The organism is Enterocloster lavalensis (assembly GCF_046603895.1).
GTDB classification, from domain to species: Bacteria; Bacillota; Clostridia; order Lachnospirales; family Lachnospiraceae; genus Enterocloster; species Enterocloster lavalensis.
Genome location: NZ_CP176637.1, coordinates 4555710 through 4576361, shown reverse-complemented (window position 1 = coordinate 4576361; position 20652 = coordinate 4555710). Strand labels below are relative to the sequence as shown.

General features: G+C 53.9%; 25 protein-coding genes and 1 pseudogene. 9 read left to right on the top strand and 17 right to left on the bottom strand.

The features are described 5' to 3' along the window. Positions 1–155 precede the first annotated feature (155 nt). Genes ACK2JC_RS20430 through ACK2JC_RS20420 form a run of 3 tightly spaced genes read left to right on the top strand, consistent with a single transcriptional unit; the run spans position 156 to position 1557 of the window. Positions 156–383 carry a helix-turn-helix transcriptional regulator gene (locus ACK2JC_RS20430; protein ID WP_024735820.1) on the top strand — a complete coding sequence of 76 codons (228 nt, stop codon included), beginning with the start codon at positions 156–158 and terminating at the stop codon, positions 381–383. Between the two features lie 33 nt (positions 384–416). Beyond that, positions 417–707 carry a DUF6506 family protein gene (locus ACK2JC_RS20425; protein WP_092367033.1) on the top strand — a complete coding sequence of 97 codons (291 nt, stop codon included), beginning with the start codon at positions 417–419 and terminating at the stop codon, positions 705–707. A 40-nt stretch (positions 708–747) separates the two neighbouring features. Next, the gene (locus tag ACK2JC_RS20420; protein WP_368271071.1) at positions 748–1557 is read left to right on the top strand and encodes a metallophosphoesterase; all 810 of its coding nucleotides are present in this window, start codon (positions 748–750) and stop codon (positions 1555–1557) included. A 21-nt stretch (positions 1558–1578) separates the two neighbouring features. Here ACK2JC_RS20420 and ACK2JC_RS20415 read toward each other — a convergent pair. The 6 genes and pseudogenes from ACK2JC_RS20415 to ACK2JC_RS20390 all read right to left on the bottom strand — a co-directional run bounded on the left by ACK2JC_RS20415 (position 1579) and on the right by ACK2JC_RS20390 (position 7188). Continuing rightward, positions 1579–2262, bottom strand: a pseudogene (locus ACK2JC_RS20415) (DUF2461 domain-containing protein). A 9-nt stretch (positions 2263–2271) separates the two neighbouring features. Further along, a complete protein-coding gene (locus ACK2JC_RS20410) occupies positions 2272–3123 on the bottom strand; it encodes an RNA polymerase sigma factor (RefSeq protein WP_368271070.1) in 852 nt (283 codons plus the stop codon). 329 nt (positions 3124–3452) lie between these two features. Then, positions 3453–4163, bottom strand: coding sequence for an N-acetylmannosamine-6-phosphate 2-epimerase (locus ACK2JC_RS20405; RefSeq protein WP_368271069.1), 711 nt, complete (start codon positions 4161–4163; stop codon positions 3453–3455). Continuing rightward, a complete protein-coding gene (locus tag ACK2JC_RS20400; RefSeq protein WP_024735825.1) occupies positions 4163–5746 on the bottom strand; it encodes a PTS system mannose/fructose/sorbose family transporter subunit IID in 1584 nt (527 codons plus the stop codon). Before ACK2JC_RS20400 ends, ACK2JC_RS20405 begins: the two co-directional genes overlap by 1 nt. A 27-nt stretch (positions 5747–5773) precedes the next feature. Beyond that, positions 5774–6238, bottom strand: coding sequence for a PTS system mannose/fructose/N-acetylgalactosamine-transporter subunit IIB (locus ACK2JC_RS20395; protein WP_092367023.1), 465 nt, complete (start codon positions 6236–6238; stop codon positions 5774–5776). Positions 6239–6351: 113 nt separating this feature from the next. Further along, a complete protein-coding gene (locus ACK2JC_RS20390) occupies positions 6352–7188 on the bottom strand; it encodes a MurR/RpiR family transcriptional regulator (RefSeq protein WP_118756075.1) in 837 nt (278 codons plus the stop codon). Between the two features lie 154 nt (positions 7189–7342). Here ACK2JC_RS20390 and murQ point away from each other — a divergent pair, with 154 nt between their 5' ends. Together murQ and ACK2JC_RS20380 are read left to right on the top strand one after the other, a co-directional pair. Further along, the gene (gene murQ / locus ACK2JC_RS20385) at positions 7343–8245 is read left to right on the top strand and encodes an N-acetylmuramic acid 6-phosphate etherase (RefSeq protein WP_320937767.1); all 903 of its coding nucleotides are present in this window, start codon (positions 7343–7345) and stop codon (positions 8243–8245) included. 18 nt (positions 8246–8263) lie between these two features. Continuing rightward, complete coding sequence (locus tag ACK2JC_RS20380) at positions 8264–8698, top strand: PTS sugar transporter subunit IIA (RefSeq protein WP_092367014.1); 435 nt, start codon at positions 8264–8266, stop codon at positions 8696–8698. Positions 8699–8870: 172 nt separating this feature from the next. On the opposite strand, the gene ACK2JC_RS20375 is transcribed toward ACK2JC_RS20380, so the two are convergent. The 3 genes from ACK2JC_RS20375 to ACK2JC_RS20365 form a co-directional block, all read right to left on the bottom strand. Continuing rightward, positions 8871–9731 (bottom strand): YitT family protein, encoded by an 861-nt coding sequence (locus ACK2JC_RS20375; protein ID WP_320937768.1) that lies wholly within the window; start codon positions 9729–9731, stop codon positions 8871–8873. Between the two features lie 115 nt (positions 9732–9846). Continuing rightward, entirely contained in the window at positions 9847–11148 is a 1302-nt protein-coding gene (locus tag ACK2JC_RS20370; protein ID WP_320937769.1) for a M20 family metallopeptidase, read from the bottom strand. A gap of 20 nt (positions 11149–11168) precedes the next feature. Continuing rightward, positions 11169–12578 carry a YfcC family protein gene (locus ACK2JC_RS20365; RefSeq protein ID WP_320937770.1) on the bottom strand — a complete coding sequence of 470 codons (1410 nt, stop codon included), beginning with the start codon at positions 12576–12578 and terminating at the stop codon, positions 11169–11171. Between the two features lie 155 nt (positions 12579–12733). On the opposite strand from ACK2JC_RS20365, the gene ACK2JC_RS20360 reads away from it, so the two are divergent. Next, positions 12734–13645, top strand: coding sequence for a LysR family transcriptional regulator (locus ACK2JC_RS20360; protein ID WP_320937771.1), 912 nt, complete (start codon positions 12734–12736; stop codon positions 13643–13645). 127 nt (positions 13646–13772) lie between these two features. Further along, a complete protein-coding gene (locus tag ACK2JC_RS20355; protein WP_320937772.1) occupies positions 13773–14645 on the top strand; it encodes a MerR family transcriptional regulator in 873 nt (290 codons plus the stop codon). A 122-nt stretch (positions 14646–14767) separates the two neighbouring features. Here the strand turns inward: ACK2JC_RS20355 and ACK2JC_RS20350 are convergent, their stop codons facing one another. The 8 genes from ACK2JC_RS20350 to ACK2JC_RS20315 all read right to left on the bottom strand — a co-directional run bounded on the left by ACK2JC_RS20350 (position 14768) and on the right by ACK2JC_RS20315 (position 19215). Beyond that, complete coding sequence (locus tag ACK2JC_RS20350; RefSeq protein WP_107436174.1) at positions 14768–15073, bottom strand: type II toxin-antitoxin system RelE/ParE family toxin; 306 nt, start codon at positions 15071–15073, stop codon at positions 14768–14770. Next, positions 15063–15329: a type II toxin-antitoxin system Phd/YefM family antitoxin gene (locus ACK2JC_RS20345; protein WP_107436171.1), complete on the bottom strand. Its 267-nt coding sequence runs from the start codon at positions 15327–15329 to the stop codon at positions 15063–15065. Before ACK2JC_RS20345 ends, ACK2JC_RS20350 begins: the two co-directional genes overlap by 11 nt. Positions 15330–15566: 237 nt before the next feature. After that, the gene (locus ACK2JC_RS20340; protein ID WP_024735834.1) at positions 15567–15779 is read right to left on the bottom strand and encodes a helix-turn-helix transcriptional regulator; all 213 of its coding nucleotides are present in this window, start codon (positions 15777–15779) and stop codon (positions 15567–15569) included. A 4-nt stretch (positions 15780–15783) separates the two neighbouring features. Further along, on the bottom strand, positions 15784–16095 hold the full coding sequence (locus tag ACK2JC_RS20335; RefSeq protein WP_107436168.1) for a DUF6442 family protein: 312 nt from the start codon (positions 16093–16095) through the stop codon (positions 15784–15786). A gap of 635 nt (positions 16096–16730) precedes the next feature. Then, the gene (locus tag ACK2JC_RS20330) at positions 16731–16994 is read right to left on the bottom strand and encodes an SHOCT domain-containing protein (RefSeq protein WP_368271066.1); all 264 of its coding nucleotides are present in this window, start codon (positions 16992–16994) and stop codon (positions 16731–16733) included. A 5-nt stretch (positions 16995–16999) separates the two neighbouring features. After that, positions 17000–18019: an SPFH domain-containing protein gene (locus tag ACK2JC_RS20325; protein WP_107436163.1), complete on the bottom strand. Its 1020-nt coding sequence runs from the start codon at positions 18017–18019 to the stop codon at positions 17000–17002. 34 nt (positions 18020–18053) lie between these two features. Then, a complete protein-coding gene (locus ACK2JC_RS20320) occupies positions 18054–18284 on the bottom strand; it encodes a hypothetical protein (protein ID WP_107436160.1) in 231 nt (76 codons plus the stop codon). Positions 18285–18873: 589 nt separating this feature from the next. Further along, the gene (locus ACK2JC_RS20315) at positions 18874–19215 is read right to left on the bottom strand and encodes a winged helix-turn-helix transcriptional regulator (RefSeq protein WP_107436158.1); all 342 of its coding nucleotides are present in this window, start codon (positions 19213–19215) and stop codon (positions 18874–18876) included. A 128-nt stretch (positions 19216–19343) separates the two neighbouring features. On the opposite strand from ACK2JC_RS20315, the gene ACK2JC_RS20310 reads away from it, so the two are divergent. Together ACK2JC_RS20310 and ACK2JC_RS20305 are read left to right on the top strand one after the other, a co-directional pair. Continuing rightward, on the top strand, positions 19344–19889 hold the full coding sequence (locus tag ACK2JC_RS20310; RefSeq protein ID WP_320938578.1) for a flavodoxin family protein: 546 nt from the start codon (positions 19344–19346) through the stop codon (positions 19887–19889). A 21-nt stretch (positions 19890–19910) separates the two neighbouring features. Beyond that, positions 19911–20462, top strand: coding sequence for a flavodoxin family protein (locus ACK2JC_RS20305; RefSeq protein WP_107436154.1), 552 nt, complete (start codon positions 19911–19913; stop codon positions 20460–20462). Positions 20463–20652: the final 190 nt, after the last annotated feature.

Sequence of the window (20652 nt, the reverse complement as noted above, 5' to 3'; positions counted from 1 at the left end):
GCCATCTGTATTACCAGAATATCGCAATTTTCGACATTATTCAACGCTATATATGACGTTTTCTCGCTCCGACAATCGAAATGAAAGCTCTTTTCCAAATGCGTCCGGCATGGTATACTGAAGGAAACGTATTCCGAGTTAGGGGGGAACATTCTTTGCGCGATCCGGACAATGTCAACGTCAGATTTGGAAACGAGCTGCGCAAAATGCGGGAGGCGCGCAGATATACCCAGGAGGAGTTCGCACAGCTGTGCGGAATCAGCCGGGCTTATTACGGCCGCCTGGAGCGGGGTGAGCACAGCGTCACCCTGGAGCGCTGCAAACAGATCGCGGATGCATTGAACCTGACCCTTTCCGATCTATTTATCAACCTGCCCGACTGACGGGTAAAATCAATCCTGAGGAGGAAACAGACAATGAAAAAATATGCAATGATGGTGCTTGGAGATTACGACACAAAACATGATACCGCGGAATTTGTTCACGGTGAAATGCTCACCCGTTTTGTGACGGTCCGCGACTTTGAGGAGGCCAGAGAGACGGCCAAAAAGCTGCTGGCGGAGGGCTTTGGCTGCCTGGAAATGTGCGGGGCCTTCGGCAAAGAAAACGCCCGGATGCTGGCTGAAGAGACCGGCGGCCGCATGGCCATCGGCTACTGTGTCAGCGACCCGGATATGGAAGAAAAACTTGCGGAATTTTTCGGATAACCGGAAGAGCCCGACCGAATTTAGAAATTGGGAGTCAGATATGAAACGAACATCCTGGCGGAACACCGCCTTCAGCCGTGCGCCGGTGGTGCGCATTTACAACGAGTATCCGGACCAGATCACGCAGCCGGTAAAGATCGCCCTGGTCACCGACCTGCACAGCACCCGCTACGGGCGCCGGCAGGAGGTGCTGGTCCGCGCGCTCCGAAAATATGACCCGGACCTGATCCTTTTGGCCGGCGACATCGTCGACGACCAGGTTCCTTTGGTTGGAACCCGGGAGTTTCTGGCAGGGATTGGGATGCTTCCTTCCCCCCGCTGCTTCTACGTCACCGGCAACCACGAGCAGCGCACCGGCAACCTGGACGCAATCAAGAAAATGTTCACCTCCCACGGCGTCACCGTGCTCTCCGGGGAAACCCGGACCGTAAACATACGCGGACAGCTCCTTGAAATCGGCGGCGTGGACGATCCCACGGTTTTCGCGCCCAACCGCTTCGTCCGCCGGATTCCCCGGCAGTGGGAGCGCCAGCTGGCCGCCTGCCGCGCCGGGCTGGCCGCGGAGCGCTACTCCATCCTGCTCACCCACCGCCCGGAGCTGACCCGCTACTACCGGGAGAGCGGCTTCGACCTGGTGGTGGCAGGCCACGCCCACGGCGGTCAGGTACGGATTCCCGGTTTGGGGCTCGGTCTGCTGGCCCCCCACCAGGGCCTGTTCCCCCGGTACGCAGGAGGCCGCTACCGGCTGGGCCGGGTCACTATGATCGTCAGCCGCGGCCTGTGCTTAAACCGCCTGCCCCGGATTTTTAATCCGCCGGAGCTGGTGATGATTCATCTGCTGCCTGATTAGGGTGGTGCTGCTTCCCCCCGCTCACCTCTCCGGCATCCGAAACCCATCCAGCGCCCGGTTCATCAAATCATTAAACGGCTTCATTTTCCTGAAAACCGTTTCCGCCAGTTCCAGAAATCCATCCGCGTCCCGAATCACCTCATCCGCCACCGGATATTCCAGATACCAGCTCTTATACTTCAGAAACTCCGCCTGGGGATGCTCCCTGTCATACCCCGCCGGAACCTGTTTCAGCGCAGTCCCCTACACCTTAAAGCACGCCCGGAACTCCTCGTCCTGAACCACCGTTTCCCACTCCTGCGGGTGCGCGGCAATATAATCCCGCACCATAGCCGTGGCCTCCTTGAACATATCCGCAAAGAGCCCTCCGCCCAGAAACGACTGCCCACCCGGCTTGATCATCAGGTAATACCCCACCGGAACCGGCAGCTTTCCGCTGCCGGAAATATGGGCGCGGAACGCCGGGTTGTAGGGGGATTTGTCGTGGCTGAAGCGGGTATCCCTTGTGAGCCGGAAGGTCAATTCCCCGGGCACGCAGCCAAGCACGCTCCCGTCCGTTTTCCCGATCCTGAAAATCAACTCCTGGATCAACGCCTCAAACTCCGCCTTAGCCGCCTGGTACTCCTTCTTGTGGGCGTGATAAAACTCGCGGTTATTATTCCGCTCTAATTCCATAAGATAATCCAATATTACATCTGTGTTCATAATCTCCTCCTATGCATTCGTCACCGCCGACAGGGAGGCGGAGGCCAGAAATTCCCGGAAAAACTGCCGGGTCCGCTCCGGCGACTGGTAGGTCTTGCAGAAGGTGAACCGGGCGGACAGATCGTCGATCTCCTCCATGGCATTTTTAAACTGCCGCATCTGTTCCGGCGTGTGCTCCGTGGCCGTGGTATAATCCAGCGCGGCCGGGTTCAACCGGTGGCTCTGAATGGCGTAATCCACCCGTTTCATACAGTGGCATTGCCCTTCGCCGTACTCCCCACAGTAAGCGGAGAGGAAATCCGCCACCTTTCTACGGATACGGGACAGGCGTTTTCGGTAGGCCTCCGGCGTCATGTCCAGGATTTCCCCTGCGATCCGGCTGTCCAGCTTAAACATAGTTCCCAGCACGAAAATGCAGCGGCTCTCCGCGTCCAGACATTGCAGCAGCACATTGGTGCAGGACATTTTCAGCTCCTCCGCCAGAATGGACCGCTCCACGTTCTGGGTCAGGTCCGGCACCTCGTCCAGGCGCGCATTTTCAATGTCCGCCCCGTAATACTCAAAACTCAGCGGCATCTGGGCGAACATGTGCTTTTTGTAGTGAACCAGGTGATTGGTGGCGATGCGGAACACCCAGGTGGTAAACGCGCTCTCCCCCCGGAACGTGGCCAGGTGGGTGATCACCTTCAGCAGAATGTCCTGAGCCGCGTCCTCGGCGTCGGGAAATGTCCCCAGCATGCGCAGCGACAGATTGAACACCATGTCCTGGAGGTCGAGAACGATCTGTTCCAAGGCCTCCTTATCCCCTGCCACCGCTTTTTCAATCCAGTTTGTCCACTCTTCATTTGATTTAATTTCCATATGTTAATCCCTCCTACTATAATTAGAGCGCAGATTTTCCACCGTGTGACATAGATTCGAAGATTTTTTCAACAAATTTCGTCGGCCCCGGCACTGGCCAGGTATATAACATGCATATCAGCAAGTTTGGCATTTGTCAATCAATATCTGCGGCGGCCGTATTCCCATCGCTTCCCTCGCCTCATTCCCGACGCCTCCCCAACGATTCCACGACGCCTCCCCTACATCTCCCCGACGCCAAAAAGCAGGGCCCCGCCCCCCACATCCCGGGGCAGGTCCCTGCTCTCTCATCTCCCATATTCCATTCATCCGCCGCAGACCATCTCCGTCTACAGCCGCGCCTCAAACTCCCGCAGCGCTCCCACATACCGCTCCGTAATAATCTCCGGCCGGGTGATGGAGGTTCCCACCACCACCGCGTGGGCTCCGGCTCTCATGGCCTCCACGGCCTCCTCCTCCCGGGCGATCTTTCCCTCCGCGATAATGGGCGTGTCGGTGATCCCGCGAATCTGCCGGATCAGCTCCAGATTCACGGACTTCACGTCCTGGCTGGACTCGGTGTAACCCGACAGCGTGGTGGAAATGATATCGAATCCCATAGGAAGCACAGCCTCAGCCTCCTCCAGCGTGGAAATCTCCCCCATCACCAGCACATCGGGATAATGCTCCCGAATCTGTTCCAGGATATACTCCACCGTCTCGCCCCCCGGCCGTTTTCTCGGGGTGGCGTCCAGAGCGATAATCTCCACACCGATTTCCAGAATTTCCCTGGCGCTCTCATAGGACGGAGTTATGTAAACGTTATAGCCGTCGTAGAACTGCTTGTTGATCCCGATAATGGGAAGGTCCACCCGCTCCTTGATCTTCAGAATATTGTCCGCGCCCGTGGCCCGGATACCGGCCGCTCCGCCCTGTTGGGCTGCGGCGGCAAAGGCCGCCATGATCTCCGGCCCGTACATGGGCCAGCCCACCCGGGCCTGGCAGGACACGATCAGCTTATGTTTTAATTGTTCTAAAATATGTTGATTAACCTGGTTCATCAGAAGAGTCCAACCACCTTTCCAGCGATTCCGAGCACAAAGCTCGCAATAATACAGATATACATACCCTTTTTGCGCTTGATCAGAATCCAATAGTAGGACAGCACCAGCAGCAGGGGCAGAAGGCTTGGCATCAGGGAGTTGATGATATCCTGGAGCACGATCTCCTTCTCACCGATCACCCAGACGCAGCCGATTTTCAGGTTCACAAATCCCACGATCATGGCGCCCACCACCATCATACCCACGATGGTCGCGCCCTCCACGAACTTGTCAATGATGTCGCTGCTCTTCATTTTCACCACCAGATTGGTGCCCAGCTCATAGCCGTATTTGATGAACAGCCACCTGGAACACACGTTTAGCAGCACGTTGGGGATAATGAACAGGAAGGGGCCCGCCATATTTCCGTCCAGGGCCAGGGCCGCGCCGATGGCCGCGAAAATGGTCATAAAGGTGGCCTTGAATACCGAGTCGCCGATGCTGGACAGCGGTCCCATAAGCGCCGCCTTGGTGGAGGAAATGGCCTCGGCGGAAATGGGTTTCCCGGCCGCCCGCTGCTCCTCCAGAGCCAGCGACACGCCGATTACCGCGTTGCCCGTGTAGGGATGGCAGTTGAAAAACTCATTGTGCCGCAGCATGGCTTCCTTAAAATCATCCTGGTTGGGATACAGCACCTTTAAGGCCGGGATCATGGCGTAGCAGAATCCCAGAGAGCAATAGCGCTCATAGTTGATGGTCGTCATGGAGAAGAAGGAACGGCGGAATACCTTTTTCAGCTCCTTCTGGCCCAACAGTCTGCCGGCGGGCTCCCCATCCGCCTCGTCCTCGTCGTCAAATCCGTCGTCGTCCGCTTCCTGTCTGCGCATGGCGTGCATTGCGAACACCAGGGCCAGGGCGATAATGGAAATCGCCAGCACGTTCAGCCCCAGATAGATGGAAAATACGAACCCAAGGGCGAAAAACGACCAGTATTTCTTAAAGTTCATCATCTTCAGCAGCATTGCCATTCCAACTGCCGGGAGAATGCCGGAAGCGATCTTCAGGCCGTCCGTCAGCACCGGCGGCATGGCCGCCACCACATTGTTTACAAACTCACTGCCGAACTGGATCGCCAGGAACGTGGGAATAAAGAACACGAAGAAAAATACCACCAGGCCGCACAGATGCATGCGGTCCACTTTCTTGTAATCCCCCGCTTCCACGTATTTGTCCGCGCCGTGGATCAGAATAATGTTTAAGTTCCACGCGAACATAATCAGCAGCTGGGCCAGAAGCCCGATGGGCAGCGCCAGGGCGATTCCCACCTCCGCGTTGCCGCCGTTTAAAATGGCGAACACCGTGGAGAGAATCCCGGCGATCTGCGCGTTTGGCGGAACGCTGCCGCCCACGGGAATCACGCCCATGTACATCAGCTCCACGCTTCCGCCCACCAGCAGACCGGTCTGCACATCCCCCAGCAGAAGGCCGATCAGCGGACCCGCGAAAATGGGCCGCGAAATCATCCAGTATCCATAACCATAATTTTCCAAAATCAATAGCGCGATAAAAATACTCAGCAGCAGCACCTGCAACGTACTCATAACCAATTACCCTCCTCTGTAAAATCCTTACAATAGCTTCATCAAATCCTCTTCCGGGTCCGTGGGTGTGGTCCGGTTCTCCAGCCGTACGCCCAGGCTGTCAAGCTCCCGGAAAATCTCCTCCATCTCCGGGTCCACGTAGACGGTTTTGGAAATCTGACGCCTTCCCTCCTTGAAATACAGGCCGCCCACATTGACCGCTTCCAAACCGCAGCCCTTTTTGCAGATGGAAAGCAGCGTTCCCGGATGCTTCACCACCACGAAAATCTTCCGCTTCTCATACTTTTTCAGCAGCTCCACCGCCTTGTCCTCATCGCAGATGAAGCATTTCACCCCCGCGGGGCAGGCCATCTGGAGCAGGGAGATCTGGAACTTGTCCTTTGCGATCTCGTTGTCAATCACCATGATCGCCTCACTCTTATAGGCGACGGTCCATGCGTAGGCCACCTGTCCGTGGATCAGGCGCTCGTCAATTCTTGCAATGGTAATCATGTTTGTTTCCCCCTTTCTTAGCACAAAATTATCAAATCCGAAAATAAATGTCAATATTGGAAGATAATTGCGAAATTTTCTTTCAGCTTATGAAACACGCCCCCGGATTTCCCCTATGATTCGATCCGGGTCTGCTGAATCTTCTTGATGCTCTCATCGTAATCCAGAGAGCAGTAAAGGGCGTACAGAATGTCAATGATGTAGAGCTGGGCCGTCCTGGAGGCCATGGCTCCGCTGCGGAACACCGTCTCCTTGGCGGTGACGAACAGGTTGTAGTCCGCGATGCGGTTTAAGGAATTTTCCCCGCTTGAAGTCACCGCCACCACCGGAGTGCCGTTTTTCTGGAGAATCCCCGCGATCTTCAACATTTCCTTGGTCTCCCCGGAATAGGAAATGATGATGCCCACATGGCTGGCGTCCGAGTTCACCGCCTGGACGTACTGCCGGTCGTAGAGCTGGTAGGTGATTACATTTTTCCCGATGCGCATGAATTTAAACTGGGCGTCTATCGCCACCGGGTTGGACGCGCCTACGCCGTAAAAGTCGATGATCACAGCCTTCTGAAGCAGCCGTGCCACCTCCATGAACTGCTTCTCATTGACCAGCACCCTGGTCTCCTCGATGGTTTTGACCGCAATATTGGTGATCTTCTCGATAATGGCGTGGGGCGAATCGTTCTTCTCAATGGTGGTGGTGTCCAGCAGGTTCAGCTTCATGTCCTGGAAATACTTGGTTTCCTCCGCCAGCAGCACCTTCAGCCTGGCAAATCCCTTGATGTCGATCTTCTTACACAGGCGCACCACCGTGGCCGGGGAGGTGAAGGATTCCTTGGCCAGCTCGTACACCGTGTACTCCAGCACCTTTTTGGGATATTTCAGAATATACTCCCGCACCTGGTTCTCCGCCGCGGAAAGGTTGCGGTAATCTCTCAGCTTGATCAGTACGCTCATTTCAGTTCCTCCTGTTTTCCCTTTTTTCTCAGTATGTCACAAAACTTTCAGGAAGTAAAATAAAATTTCAACTTTTCATAAAATAATTGTTTTTTAATTTCAATACCGTATAATGTGCTTATCAAACGTATCAGTTCAGACGGAGGAGAAGCATATGAACCTGAAATCCCTTGAAACCGAACAGAGAAACCCCAACACACGCTCCATCGACTCCATGACCACCGCCGGAATACTGGAGGCCATCAACCGCGAGGACGCAGGGATCGCCGCGGCTGTAAACCAGTGTCTGCCCCAGCTGACGCAGCTTGTGGACGAAATCTGCGCGCGCCTGGAACAGGGCGGACGCCTGATCTATATCGGGGCCGGGACCTCCGGCCGCCTGGGCGTGCTGGACGCCTCCGAGTGCCCGCCCACCTACGGCGTTTCCCCGGAGCTGGTGCAGGGAATCATCGCCGGAGGCGACCGCGCACTGCGCAAATCCAGCGAGGGGGCCGAGGACAACGCACAGGCCGGAGCCGACGATCTGCGGGCGCTGGGTATTTCCCAAAGGGATGTCGTGGTGGGCCTTGCCGCCAGCGGGCGAACCCCCTATGTGATCGGCGCGCTGGATTACGCGGACTCCGTGGGCGCATATACCGGAGCCGTCTCCTGTGTGTCCGGCGCTGAAATGTCCCGCCACGCCAAAACAGCCGTGGAGGCGGTGACCGGGCCGGAAGCGATAACCGGCTCCACCCGCATGAAAGCGGGCACGGCCCAGAAAATGATCTTGAACATGATCTCCACATCCGTTATGATCAAGATGGGAAAGGTGTACCAGAACCTGATGGTGGACGTGCAGCCCACCAATGAAAAGCTGGTGGTCCGCAGCATCAATATCATCCGGGAATGCCTGGACTGCGGCGAGGAGCGGGCGGCAGAGCTGCTGGAAGCTTCCGGCCGCTGCGTCAAGCTGGCCGTGCTCATGGGTCTCACCGGCCTGGAACCGGAACCCGCGAAGCAGCGTCTGGAACAGGCCGGGGGACGCCTGCGCGCCGCCATTGACGCCTGCAACCCATAATTTGAGGAGGAGCAAATCATGATCGCAATTTTACTTGTATCCCACGGAACCTACGCCACAGCCATGCTGGACACGGCCCGGATGATTCTCGGCCCCCAGGAGCAGGCCGTGGCGGTGGGCCTTACAGCCGACGAAAGCCCGGACCAGCTCAGGGCAGAGCTGGTCCGGGCCATGGAATCCTTTCAGGGGACGGAGCTACTGGTGCTCACGGACATCACCTCCGGCACCCCCTTCAACACCGTGGTAGCATTGTCCGGGCAGTATCCGTTCCGCCATCTCACCGGCGTAAACCTGCCGCTGCTGATCGAAACCCTGATCTGCCGCCAGTTCGTGCCCATGGAAGAGCTGATCAAATCCCTGCTGGAAAAAGCGCCGGACACATTTGTGGATGTGGACGGAAAATTCGGTGAAAGCCGGGACGGCGGCGAGGATTGGGAGGAGGACGGGTTTTAGACCTGGGAAATGTTGTAAATATGCACCGCTGGACGCGCCATAGAAAAAGCGCCCGGGCAGCTGGAATATTCAGCTGCCGGGCGCTTTTTGGCGTCGGGGAAGGCGGGGGGCCGGGTACTTGGCTGCATTCCGGGCCGTGCGCTTGCCCCCCCCCCCCCAAACCGCCGTCCCGTCAACTCACAATCTCCTTAAACCCTTCCCCAAACACCTCCGTGGTCTCCGTCACCATCACAAATGCGCTGGAATCCGTCTCCCGGATAATCTGTTTCAACCGTCCGAACTGGGACCGGCGCACCGTGCACAGGAGAATCCCGGTGTCCTTTCGGCTGTAAGCGCCCCGGCCGTTCATCACCGTGGCGCTGCGCTCCAGGTCCTGGATGATGCGGTCCGCGATGCGCTGGGGATACCGGCTGACAATGGTCACCATGCTCCCCGCGTCGTTTCCGTAGAGGATCGCGTCGATCACGCTGGTGCAGGCGTAGAGGGAGATCATTCCCAAAAGCCCGGACTCCACGTTCTGAAACACGAAAATGGACAGTGCCAGCACCACTCCGTCCACAATGATCAGCGCCCGCCCGATGGACAGATGGGGCTTTTTCTTTTGCAGAATATACCCCAGAATGTCGCTTCCTCCGGTGGTGGAGCCGGACATGAAGATCAGCGCCATGCCCGCCCCCACGATCACGCCGCCGAACAGGCTGGACAGCAGCCGGTCCCCGGTGTACATGGGAAATACCGGCGCCACCACGAAATCCAGGATCACGGAACAGGCTATGCAGGTCATGGCCGTGCTGACCGCGAATTTCCGGCTCAGATAGATCCAGGCCAGGATCAGCAGGGGAACGTTCACCACCATGGTCAGCACGCCCACCGGCAGCCCCGTCACAAAATTCACCATCAGCGCCAGGCCCGACGCGCCGCCCGGCGCGATATTGGCGGGCACCACAAAGCAGTGGGTGCCCACGCTGTACACAAACGAACCGGCCAGGAGACACACGATATTTCTAACTTTTTCCTGTCTTGCAGCGCTCATGGCAGCCGCCTCCTTTTTCTCAACATGCCAATTAACTCCTCGCAACAGACCCGGCCAATGACCATCGGTCCGTACTCTGCCCGGGTCTCAAAACTTTTTAAATCAATACAGCTTATCACCGGTATAACTCCCGCTTCTCAGCAAATTCCCGCTTTATGTTTTCCATTATTTTACAGTCCGTCAGCATATCCAGGGATGCCCCGGCCATGGCCTTAGCCCCGTAGACCACGCAGCTGTGGGCCGCCTCCGTTTTTCCCGCTTCCACATAGTCTTTGGAATGGGAGGAAGTGCCCGAGGGCACGAATTTGACCCGGATACAGCTGCCCGGAAGCTCGTGCATCACATTGCCGAAATCCGTGGAGCCGGTGCGCTCCCTGGGCGGCGTGATCCCCGGCGCGCCAGCCAGCCGCGCGTTCTCGACCAGGAGATCGTTCAGCGTCAGGTTTGGCACCTTGTTGGCCAGGGCCGGTTTCTCCGCGATCTCGCAGGTCACCCCGGCCATCAGCGCCGCCCCCCGCACAATATCCCGGAACCGCTCCGCCACCTGGTCCAGATAATCTCTGGAGAAGGAGCGCAGGGCAAAGCTTCCCACCGCCTCGGAGGGAACCACATTTTCCGGCCCCGGAAGGGTTTTCACCGTATAGTGCATGCGAACGTCGTCCCGGACGTGCTCCCGCAGAAATTCCACGCCCTGGAAGGCCAGCAGCAGCGCGTCGAATGCGCTTCTGCCCTCCTCCGGCATGATGGCCGCGTGGGCCTTTTTCCCGTGGAATGTCACGTCAAAGGATGACAGCGCCAGACAGCGGATGTCCGTGCAGGTGTCCGGCCCGCCGTGCATCATCAGCGCCACGTCGATGTCTTTCAAATAACCGGCCTCCATCATATTGATCTTTCCGCCAAAGGTCTCCTCGGCGGGCGTGCCGTAAACCACCAGTGTAAACGCCCGGTCCCGGCAGCAGTTTTTCAGCGCCACCGCCGCGCCCAGGCAGGCCGGTCCCTGCATATGATGCCCGCACCCATGCCCCAGCCCGGCCAGAGCGTCGTACTCACAGAGGAGGCCGATGCGGGGGGCCGGGCCGCCGGGGTTCGCGGCCGGACCGCCGGGGGGCTCAGCCAAGCCGGCGGGGGGCTCAGCCAGGCCAGCGGTGGGCTCAGCCGGGCCGGCGGGAGGCTCAGCCATCCGGCCGCTCCCCTCCGCCCCGTTCCCCACGCTGTGGTACACGGCCCGGAAGGCGCTTTTCAGCCCTGCAATGGGGCGCTCTACCGTGAATCCGTTCTCCGCCAGATACCCGCATAACAGATCGGCAGCCATCATCTCCTCCCCGTCGCATTCGGGGTGATCGAATATGATATCGGCCATTTCACACAGCCGTTCCTTCTGTCTGTCTATCTCCTCAAAAATCCGTTCCTTTAACATTTTATATCATCTCCTATTATTTACATCGGTCCCAGATGAATCGCCTGGGCTATCAGCAGCATCACCGCACCGGTAGCCAGCCAAAGCAGGAAGCACTTCCACATAAACCGCATCCAGCGGTCATAGGGAATATTTGCCGCGCCGATAATCCCCATCAGCGCCGTGGAGGTAGGCAGTATGTAATTGCAGAAGCCGTCTCCGAAATTGAAGGCCAAAATGGCGGTCTGCCGCGTCATGCCCAGCAGGTCGGCCAGCGGAATCATGATCGGCATCACCACCGAGGCCTGGCCGGAGCCGGAGGTGATAAACACATTGATAATGGTGTTGGCGATGAGCATCCCGATCCCCTGGAGATAGAAGGGCACCACATTGAGGATTCCCGCCAGAGTGTGAACCACGGTGTCGATAATATTTCCGTCGCCCATAATAGTGCCGATGCTCCTGGCCAGCCCGATGATCATAGCCGCGCCCAGCATATCCTTGCAGCCCGCCAGAAACTCCTTTGAAATCTCATTGGCCGAGAAGCCGGCCACCAGGCCCACCACAATCCCCAGGGCAAGGAACACCGCGGCGTGCTCCGCCACATCCCAGCCCTTCATAATACTGCCGTACACGATCAGTCCCATTGCCGCCACCAGACAGCCGATTGTGATCCATTTCCGGGGCGTCATGGCGCCGAAATCCTCCAGCTTCAGGTCCTTTGCCAGGGCATTTTTCTGGTCCAGATCGTACATGGGGCTGAGTTGCGGGTTCTTGCGGATCTTGTTGGCATAGCGGATCAAAAACAGGTTGGTCACCACAAAGAACACGCCGAAACAGACGAACCGGTAGCCGATCCCCGAGTACAGCGGCAGATCCGCGATCTTCTGGCTGATCACCGTGGTGCTCACATTCAGCGTTCCCGTGGAAAATCCGATGGCGCCGCCCAGAATGATAATCGCCACCCCGCAGATGGAATCCAGCCCCAGGGCCAGGGACAGCATCACCATCACCGGCGCGAAGGCGATGAACATGTTCACGGCCTGGGTCGTGCAGATCAGCGCGAACACCAGGGAGAGCAGCGGAATAAAAATCCCGATGTGGCCGGAAAACCGTCTGGCCAGCTTGGCGATCACCGCCTGCAGCGCTCCGGTTTTGGTCAGCATGTGAAACGCGCCGCCCGAAAACAGAATGACCATGATCAGGTCGGCATTTTTAATGAACGCATTGACAATATACTGGGTAATGAGTAATGGATTCACCGGCGTCCGCTCCAAACTGTTAAACTGGGACGGATCGATCACTTTAATCCCCTGGGCGTTCTCAAACCTGGCGTACTCCCCCGCCGGAATCAGCCATGTAAACGCGATGGCGATGAGAATGATGGTGAAAATGATTACAAACGTGTGGGGCATCCGAAACCCCTTCCTGGTCTTATCTGCGTGTTCCATACCGTTTCTCCTTTTGAAATGCTTGATTTCAGGATGGCTGAGCTCTTGACCTTCCCGCTTAATTCCAGTATAATCGTGGCAAGATCATTTGTCTAATTTATTTTTGTCTTAATGATAATAGTTAAAAGCTATTATTAATTGTGAGGAGGCGGACTATGGATTTACGGGAACAGGAGTACGTCGTGGCCCTGGCCCGGCATCAGAGCATCACAAAGGCCGCGGAGGAGCTGTACATTTCCCAGCCCACCCTGAGCATTTTCTTAAACCGGCTGGAGGAGCGCATGGGCGTGCCTCTCTTCGACCGGGTGGGGAAACGTCTGGTTCCCACCTGCGCCGGAGCGCTCTACGTCCGCAGCGCCCGGGAAATGCTGGCGATCCAGAACGAATTCCGCGGGGAATTAAACGACATGATCCAGGGCAGCGCGGGACGGCTGCGCCTGGGACTTCATTTGCGGCGCAGCCGCTACCTGCTGCCCAAGGTGCTGACCGAGTTCGAGCGCTCCTACCCCCAGGTGGAGGTGACCGTCACCGAGACCAGCAGCCGGGACATGGAGCAGCAGCTTTTGGACGGGGATCTGGATCTGATTCTCACCAACCGCTTTTTCCAGCGGGACAAGCTGGACGTCATTCCCATTTATAACGACCACCTGGTGGCGGCCATCCCGCCGGAACATCCCGCCTGCGCCCAGGCCAGGGAGCTTCCCGGCCACCGCTACCTCTGGCTGGATTTGAAGCTTCTGGCGGAGGAGCGCTTCATACTCCAGGCCCCGGAGCAGTCCGTGCGCATTTTCACGGACGCCGCCTTCACCTACGCCGGAATCAAACCCAGGCGCTGCTTTATCATTGAAAATATGGAAACCGCCGTCCAGATGGCGGCCGAGGGTTACGGGGTTGCGTTCAACTATGAGAGTTATGTGCGGTACTTTGATTACGAAAAGCCGGTCCGTTTCTTTTTGGTGGGATTTGCGGATTTCACCGTGCCCATTTCCGTTGCGTTTCGAAAGGGCGGTTATCTGCCGGAATTTATCCAAACATTTATCCGGCTGCTGGAAACGCATTTTAACTGAAAAATTTCCAAAAAGCAGTTGACTCTCACGCTGCGTGATACGGTAGGATACAGTTAAGGGAAGCGGCCGGACCTGTTCGCCGGCAAAGCTCCGGGCCTTTTCCCAACCAAGTAAGGAGTGGATCGCCATGAAAACCATAAGCCAGGTGGCCGGGCTGACCGGAATCAGCACGCGCACATTGCAATATTACGACGAAATCGGGCTGTTAAAGCCCAGCGAGACCACAGCCAAAGGCTACCGTCTTTACGGCGACGAAGCCCTGGAACGGCTGCAGCAGATCCTGTTTTTCAAGGAGCTGGATTTCAAGTTGAATGAGATCAAGGAAATACTTCGGACCCCCGACTTTGACAAGCTGTCGGCCTACCGGAATCAGAAGAAACTGCTCACCTTAAAACGCGACCGGCTGGATAAGCTGATCGCACTGCTGGAGAAATTGGAGAGAGGAGAACCGTGCATGAGTTTTGAAGAATTCAATTTAAATGAATACATCGACGCGCTGGAACAGTTCAAGCGCGAGAACGCGGAAGAGGTTGTAAAATACTGGGGCAGCGTGGAGGACTTCGACCAGTTCATCAGCCGCGTCCGGGACGACAAGGACAACGTGGCCCGGCTGGCCGTCAAACAGTTCGGCAGCGTGGAAAAATACACCGAAGCCATGAAACAGAACCTGGCCCATTTCCCGGAATTGATGGAAAAGGCAAAGGCGCTCCAGGAAAATAAGGACGACATTTTAAAGCGCAGCGACGACCTGTTCCGAAAACTGACTGCCGACCGTTCCAAAGCCCCCGACTCCCCGGAGGTCCAGGAAATGCTTCAGGAGCTGATGGATTTCACCCGCGAGACCAGCGCCAGGTGGACCAGCGATCTGGGCGAGGGGTACTGGGATATGGTGCTGGAAGGTTATGGCAACGAGCTGATCCGTAAGGTAACGGATCAAAAGTTCGGTGAGGGGGCCGCGGATTATGCGGCGGAGGCGTTGAGGGTGTATTTGAAAAAGTAGGTGGCGTTTGGCGCTATCGGGACGAAAAAATGGGCCAGGCTGCGGTTAATTGTATCCGCAACCTGGCCCCTCTGTTCCCCGGCGGCTTCTGCCGGAAATAAACATCCCGGATTACCACTTCACTAATAAAACAACTTTGTATACTCAGTTTTCATATCTGCGATATGGTAAATATAAACCGTCTGACCGATCAGTCTATAGATCGCAACCTGCTTTTCACAAATAACCATTCTGTATCCCTGCTTATTAAGCCACTCATCCGGCAGCAGTGAGCCGGAGTCCGGGAACATTTCTAATCGTTCAACCGCATCCAAAATATGATCACTTACCTTCAAAGCAGTTTCTGATCCAAATTGAACAAAATACCAATCTTCAATCCGTTTTAAATCTTCCCAGGCAGTTGGAAGAATTTGAACCTTAAACGCCATTCATTCTATCTCTCAATCGCTGTCTTGCTTCTGAAACACTGATTGTCTTTGCTCCATTTAAACGTTCCTGCTCTGCCTGCAATACTTTTTCACGGAGTCTCAACATTTGTTCGCGTCTTTCAAAAGCTTCAATACTCATAAGAACCAGATCACCCTCGCCATTTTTTGTTATATAAATTGGCTCTTTTGTCTCTTTCGCCAAATTGGAAATGTTTGTGTAATCATTTCTCAAAGCGGCTGATGGTTTTATAATCATCTGCTCAACCTCCATATCACTATAATGATATAATTATATCATTTTTATTGCACAAAGTAAATCAGCAATTTAACATGTTCTAAATCCTCATCCAACCGTAGGTTCAGAAAATGCTTTAGGAGCTGATGGATTTCATCCACGAGACCGACGCCAGGAGGACCAGGCCGCCAGGCCGCACTCTTCCCCCTCAGGTTCTGCCCATCAAATATTCCCATAAATAATCAGTGTCCATTCCACTCACTCATCAAAATAAAACAGCTCCTCAAACTTCCGGTCCAGGGCGATGCACAGAATCAGCGCAAGCTTTGCCGTGGGATTAAACTGCCCGGTCTCGATGGAGCTGATGGTGTTCCGGGAAACGCCCACCATCTCCGCCAGCTGGCTCTGAGAGAGCTTTTGCTGGCTTCTGGCCTCCTTCAGGCGGTTCTTCAATACCAGCTTGTCGTCCATGACATCACCTCAGCACGCTGATCACAAAGCTGCCGAGGGAAGCGGCGCTGGCCAGCGTCCCCGCAACCGTGGAGGCCAGAAATCCCTTATTCCCGGTAAACCGGTACTTGGGATAAGCCTCCGCCGCCACAAAGGCCCAGAACATGGCGTGAAACCCATAGCTGGGATATCCCTGAACAAAATTGAAAATCACAATAAAAACATACACGCAGCAAAACGCGCTGACGCCGATTCTACGCCCCCGGTTCTCCGCCTGCTGCATCCCCTCGTCCGTTTTCTCAGCTCTGCTTTTGGCAAGTATTTCTTCGCGGTTCATATGGTTGGGCTCCTTTCGATGGTTTTGGCAATCTTTTTTGCCAAGTTTTCTTGTCATTTTCATCATAACACTGCCAAGTTTTCTTGTCAACCAAATTCGTGCGGACACTCCTCCTGTATTTTCCCCGAAGGCGCCCTCCATATGACAAAAAGTCCCGGAATTCTTGTTTATTACAAGAATCCGGAACTTCTGTGTTCTTTTATTATGTGATCTTCCAATTACACCGGCAACACCATAATCGCGGCCCCCCAAAGGAATAGAAACCCGATTGCCCAAAGAATCTTATGTCTGGTTAAAAAGGCAAGCTTTTCATTTTCCCTCAATTTCTTCGTAAGCAAAGGGCATGCCATTGCCGCGTATAAGAAGCAGAGGAATCCTGTCAAATCATATATAGCTCCGCTGAGGCTCTCCGACGGAAGCACACAGAGGATCGCAAACAGGCCGAAAAACACCGTGATCACCCATAAAATCACATTTCTCACAAAACCAGTCACAGCCTTAGCGGATTTCTGCGCTTTTGCAAGCTGTTCCTGTTTCTTTTTCTGTTCCAGTTCATAGATTGCCGCAAGCCTTGCCTGCTCTTTCGCCTTCTCCTCGTCAAATGTTTTCTTGTATTCGTTCCGCGCTTCTTTGATCTATTCTTCCGGATCTTTACGCTCTTTGGTCTGGGCCGGTTCGTTTTCTTCTGATTCAGCGCTTTCCTTCTCTCCCGCCGCTTCCGCTCTCATCCGCTCGATCTCTGCTAGCGCCTTGGCCCTCTCCTGCTGTCTTTCCAGCTCCTTTTCTTCATCCGTCTTAAGACCCAGCAGCTTCTGCTTTAACCTGCGAAATTCCTCTTCACTGATCGCGCCCTCATCGTACAGGCTTTTATATTTTTCAAGCTCTTTGATCTGATCCATAATTTTTATATCTCCTTCAACAGCATTCTTTTTACTTCGTCAAATTCCTCCTGCGTCAAAATCCCTTTATCCAGTAAATCTTTGTATTTGATCAACTGATCGGCCACAGACTCCTTGGGGCGAGCCGCGGCTTCGTTCTTTTTAGCAGCAGCTTTCCTGGTTCTTGGCTCCAGAGCTTCGCTCATGACTTCCGAAACCATCCTGCCTACCCCCAGTCCCGCGCCGATCCCGGCCATACCGCCCGGCTGCTTCGCAACGTCACGGATAGCCCTGGCCGCCTGATACTGCACGAACGTATCCATATCCCTTGCCGCAAGGCCAATTCCCGACTGCTCGTCGATCAGTTTTTCAACCTCCAGGGGCAGGCCGATATTTTCAATCGTCGCACTTGTCACCTCGAAGCCCAACGCATTCGCTTTCTCATTCACGTACGGGGTAATCATGGACGACAGCTGTCTGTAATGGGTTGCAAGATCGATAATCGATTGTTCGCTTTCCCCAAGACACTGCGCGATGGATTCCCCCACAAACGAAGTCAGATACTCCACGATATCCTGGGTCATATTAAGACTTCTGGCTCCAAACATCTCCGTCATGAAGATTTCCGGGTTATTGACTTTAAATGAAAATGTTCCAAACGACGTGATTCTCACAATTCCCATTTCCGGGTCCCGCTTGATGATCGGACTTTTCGTTCCCCAACGGTTATTGATGTACTGCGTCGTATTGATAAAATATAAATCCGATTTGATTGCAGAGTTAAATAATGTGGGAAGCGCCGCCAGGGCTGACAGCAGCGGCAGGTTTCCGGTATTCAATTTGTAATTCCCCGGTCCAAATACGTCCGCAATGATCCCTCTATGTACGAATACGGCAGCCTGCCCGTTCCTGACCACCAGACGGGCGCCCTGCTTGATCTCGTCTCCTTTTCTGGCGAACTTCGATACCAGTAACTTTTCCGGCGAGTCATCCACAAATTCGATTACATCTATAAATTGGTCTTTTAAAAAACCTCCAAGTCCCATATGATCTCCCCCTCAAAAATACAATTCCCGGCATTTAAAGCCGGAATCGACGGCCACGCTGTTGACTTTTCACTTCATTTGTGGGGATTTGGGTAGGGATGGGCTTTTTATTTGAATGCAATGGGCCGCTGACGCAGCCTGCGGGCGATTGTTTCCGCTTATTTCTCTTATCGAGAAAGGCGATAATCGCTATAATCAGACTACCAAAGGACATCAGCAAAGCTAATATCCCTATGAAGATTGAAATAATCTCGTATGCTGTCATAGGCGCTACCTCCTTTCTTATGTATTCCGGCGAACCGGTCTTACAAAGTCTAGGAGGTTGCCACTCCTGTCGTGAGTGCTTTCCTAAAATTTATTTTACCATGAGAACGTATGTTTTGCAATCAACAGGCTCTTTTTCATTCTTTTTAATTACTATAATGAAAAATTATTTTCCTTATAAATACGTTATTTCTGAGTGTTTTGCTTTCTGGCTTTCCTTTCCAATATGCCTTTCTTCATTTGAAAACAGAGAGAAAACAAAGGGCAAACGGCTGATAGAACTGTGAGTGAAAAGCCGGAAAATAAAAAGCAGAAATGCCGGGATTGTTAAGTCCTGACACTTCTGCTTGTGTTTTGCTTTGTTCTATTTTCGGCCGGACAGTGAGTAGAAAGGAGACAATTTTACTCCCACTCGCTCTTAACAACTGTTTCTTAAACAGTTTTGTTAGGACGATTTAGCACAGGTTATTTGAGTTCTTTCCATTACCCGTAAATGATGGGCTATCCAATTTTCTGTTGCCATTTCGTTGCCATACATTAGCGGGCAAATCCCTTTTACCCATCCTTATGTCTGACTAACTCTCTACCTGTTAATCCTTTGGAAGCCTATTCTGATCTCCCCATTCACACATTCCGTCTAAAATGGGCATGAGGGACTTTCCGCGTTCTGTTAAGCTATACTCCACTTTAGGCGGGATTTGTGGATATTCTTTCCGATGTACCAGTCTGTCTGCTTCAAGCTCTTTTAAGGTGGAGCTTAAGGTTTTATAAGAGATTTCGCCAATGTATTTTTTCATTTCATTAAACCGTACAACCCCAAACTCCATTAATGTATAGAGGATGGTCATCTTGTATTTTCCGTTAATCAGCGACAGGGTATAACTAAAACCCGTATCGCCAATATACTCATTAGAAATGCACCGCTCACTCATGTTACACTTTCCTCATGGCAAGTATCGCACTTGGATGTGCGTACTTGATTTTAGTCTTATTCTCGATACAATAATACTATCAGATACAGGGAAAGTCAAGCCCGTATTGAAATTTAGGAGGTCATTACATGAGTAAGAAAATTGTAGTTATTACCGGCAGCCCGCGCAAAAACGGCAACAGCTTTGCCATGACCGACGCTTTTATCCAGGTGGCAGAGGCCAAGGGTCAGCAGGTCACCCGGTTTGACGCAGCCATGAAGAACGTAGGTGGCTGCCACGCCTGTGAAACCTGCTTCAAGACTGGAAAAGCCTGCTCCTTTGACGATGATTTTAACACCATCGCCCCGGCGATTCAAGCGGCAGACGCTGTTGTCTTTACGACGCCGGTCTACTGGTACTCTATCCCTGCGCAGATTAAAGGTGTCATTGATAAGTTGTTCTCCTTTGTAGTGGCAGGCAAGGACATCGCGGGCAAGGAGTGCGCCATGATTGTCTGTTGTGAAGAGGAAGATATGTCTGTCATGGACGGCGTACGGATTCCTTTGGAGCGTTCCGCCGCATTGCTGAAATGGAAGATGGCCGGTGAAGTCTTGATTCCCGGTGTATTGAATGTAGGTGACATTGAAAAGACAGATGGCTGTAAACAGGCAGCGGCTCTGGCTGAGAAATTTTAAAAAAGGGGGAGGAGTAAGAAAATGGCTAAAAAAATTGTTATTCTAAATGGCAGTCCCCGAAAAAAGGGGAACACCTCCGCACTGGTCAAGGCGTTTACAGAGGGAGCGAAAAGTGCCGGTAACTCGGTCACGGAGTTTTTTCTGGATGGCATGAATATTCACGGCTGCAAGGGTTGCTTTGGCGGACATAGCAGCAAGGAATACCCTTGTGTTCAAAAGGATGATATGGATAAGATTTATCCTGCGGTAAAGGATTGCGATATAATTGTGTTTGCCACACCGCTCTATTACTGGAACATGAGCGGTCAGATTAGGACGGCGATTGACCGCTTATTTGCACTGGAGGAAAGCGATGGAAATCTTCTCCGGGGGCATGGTAGGGCTTCAGCGCTACTTATGGCGGCGGAAGGTCATGGGTTTGATGACGTTACTCTTTACTACGATCATTTGCTGGAACATTTGAAATGGAAAAATCTCGGCCATGTTCTGGCGGGCGGGAATGGAGAGGTAGGCGACATTGAAGGCAAGCCTGAACTCCAAAAAGCATACGAACTTGGTGAATCGATTCAATAATGCGCGGGAACCAATACTATGCAAATGACAACGGCCATCAGGTTGGGCAAGACTTTCCTTGCCTTTCCTGATGGCTGTTGTCTGCTGAACCGTGGACATTTAGAGGCTAAAAAATCCCATGTTTATGCGGCTTTGCAGGTACACTCCAGAGAGGGCCTGTATAATTTCCCTCCAACCTCTCAAACGGGCC